The organism is Mesorhizobium sp. M7A.F.Ca.ET.027.02.1.1 (assembly GCF_004022985.1).
In the GTDB taxonomy this organism is placed as follows: Bacteria; Pseudomonadota; Alphaproteobacteria; order Rhizobiales; family Rhizobiaceae; genus Mesorhizobium.
The window spans coordinates 1-2,498 of record NZ_RZOL01000605.1 but is presented as its reverse complement, the minus strand read 5'-3'; the positions used below and the strand labels follow the sequence as shown (position 1 = coordinate 2,498).

Annotated in this window: 2 protein-coding genes and 1 pseudogene; all 3 read right to left on the bottom strand. The window is 61.2% G+C overall.

Going from position 1 to position 2,498, the window contains the following annotated elements; genetic code table 11:
• A partial coding sequence (locus EN749_RS34045; RefSeq protein ID WP_128364822.1) for a TIGR03915 family putative DNA repair protein occupies nucleotides 1-896 on the bottom strand: 896 nt, incomplete at its 3' end.
• 2 nt (nucleotides 897-898) lie between these two features.
• On the bottom strand, nucleotides 899-2,134 hold the full coding sequence (locus EN749_RS34040) for a putative DNA modification/repair radical SAM protein (RefSeq protein WP_128364821.1): 1,236 nt from the start codon (nucleotides 2,132-2,134) through the stop codon (nucleotides 899-901).
• A gap of 86 nt (nucleotides 2,135-2,220) precedes the next feature.
• Nucleotides 2,221-2,498, bottom strand: a pseudogene (locus EN749_RS34035) (glutamine synthetase); the annotation flags it as partial.

The window sequence follows — 2,498 nt, the reverse complement described above, 5'->3', positions numbered from 1 at the left end:
ACCTCACGCAACTCGGGAATCGTGTCTGCATCATCTTCCGGTGCTTCGGCGGGCTGCTTCGGCCAATGCCGTGCCTGCACCTTGGCGTGGTGCGGCGCGGGTGTTGTCGGCATTTTCGCAATCATGTCCTTGGCGGCCTTGTCCGCTCCTGCGATCATGTCTGGAATGAGCGAAGCCTCGGGAAGGTTCCGCCAATATTTCTTCGGCATCTCCTTCTGCATGGCCTTCACCTTCAATCGCGCCGGATTGAAGATGTTCTCGAAATAGGTGCGCCAGAGCGCCTCGGTGTCGTCCTGATCCGGCGCATCGCCCTTGGCCGCGCCCGGTCCGATAGCCAGCCTTTCGCCATCCCAATCGGCGGAGGCGTATGGCGTCAGGATCGTCCAGCGCATGCCGGTGAAACGCCTGACGAAGAAATCGGCGTTGCGCTCGACAATGAAATGATCCGGCTCGAACCAGGCGACATAGCGCTCATCGGCACCGTCGCCGATTTTCCGGAAGCGTACGAAGGCGTGCATCTTGTGGCTGTCGCGCCGCACCGCCTTTTCCATGGCCTCAAGCCGCCTGGTGTCGGGGTCCGACGCGATTTCCAGCAGTTTAGGCTCGTCGCGCAATCGCCAAAGCATTCGGTAGAGAAAGGCAAACCGGCCGGGATCGGAATGGCAGAACGCCGTTTCGGCATGCCCGATGAAGTCGCGCGGCACGACGAGTTGCGCGCCCGCAGGCACTTCGGGCAATTCTGCCTGATCAGAGCCCGGCGCGACACGCCAGCCGACCTCCTCGGGCCTGACCTCATTCAGGGCCAGCCGCCGTGCCGCGTCACGCCAGCCGGCAAAATCCGTCTCGCTATCGAGCCGCACACTGTATCTGACGAGATCAAGTTCAGCTGGCCGCATCATCAGAACAACGATAATTGTTCGCAGGAGGGGGCGATCCTGTCGCGCAGGCCGGCCTTGTCGGTCAGCGCACCAGGCGACCAGCCTTCGGCGATGATGAACGGCCTGAGCTTGGCAATCGACTGGCAGATCCGCCCGACATCCTCGAGCCGCATGCGCCGATGCCGGCGCGTCTCCAAAATCTTTGCCACCACCTTGGTGCCGAGACCCGGCACCCGCAGCAGCGCTTCGCGTTCGGCGCGGTTGATGTCGACCGGAAACTGCCCCCGGTTGCGCAGCGCCCAGGCGAGCTTCGGGTCGATGGCGAGATCGAGCATGCCGTCGCTGCTTCCGGCAAGGATTTCCGGCTGCGAAAACCCATAGAACCGCATCAGCCAGTCGGCCTGATAGAGCCGGTGCTCGCGCATCAGCGGTGGTTTCAGCAAGGGCAGCGACGATGACGAATCCGGAATGGGGCTGAAAGCCGAGTAATAGACGCGCCGCAGATGATAGCTGCCATAGAGCCGCGCGCTGGTGTGAAGGATGCCGTCGTCGGATGTCTTGTCGGCGCCGATGATCATCTGCGTCGACTGGCCGCCCGGCGCAAAGCGTTCGCGCTTTCTGGTCTTCAAAGTCGGCTCGGCCTTCTCCTCCATCTTCTGGCGCAGCTTGGCCATGGAAAGCCGGATTGCCTCCGGCTTCTTCTCGGGCGCCAACCGCTTCACACCCTCGTCGGTCGGCAGTTCGACATTGATCGATAGCCGGTCGGCATAGAGCCCTGCCTTCTCGATCAGTTCGGCCGAACTTTCCGGAATGGTTTTCAGGTGGATATAGCCGGAGAACTTCTCCTCCAACCGCAGCCGGCGTGCCACTTCGACCATCTCGCCCATGGTCTCGTCCGGTGAGCGGACGACGCCCGAGGACAGGAACAGGCCTTCGATATAGTTGCGCCTGTAGAAATCCATGGTCAGCTTCACCACCTCGTCGATGGTGAAACGGGCGCGCCGCACATTGGACGACGAGCGGTTGATGCAATAGCTGCAATCATAGATGCAGAAATTGGTCAGCAGGACCTTGAGAAGGGAAATGCAGCGGCCATCCGGCGCATAGGAATGGCAGATGCCCATGCCCTCGGTGGAGCCGATGCCGCCTGATTTCAGCGAGTCCTTTTTCGCCGCACCGGAAGAGGCGCAAGAGGCATCGTATTTGGCGGCGTCGGAGAGGATCGCCAGCTTTTCACGGACGGTAAGTGCGCTCATCTGTTCATGATATGTTCTAAACAGAAGATACGCTACCTCATTTGATGGAGGCGGCGAAAAAATGATCGCCGCCCATCATGAATCCATCAAACCTCGTGCAGATAGAGGTGGTAATCCAGTTCGCTGACCGTGCGTGCCACACGCAAGTACTCGGACTGCTTGATTGCCACGAAGGTCCGGTGCAGGTCCTCGCCGAGCGCGTTCTTCAGGAAGCTGGACGTCCGCGCCGCTTCGATCGCGGCGCGCCAGTCGACAGGCATGGTCGTGCGCGTGACCGCTGCCTCATAGCCGTTGCCGGTCGTTTCGGGTCCGGGATCGAGGCCTTCATCCATGCCCTTGATGATGCCGGCGAGCACGGTTGCGG

Excerpts from the sequence above, each read along its gene's own strand:
- EN749_RS34040 (WP_128364821.1), bottom strand. The coding sequence starts at position 2,134 with ATGAGCGCACTTACCGTCCGTGAAAAGCTGGCGATCCTCTCCGACGCC.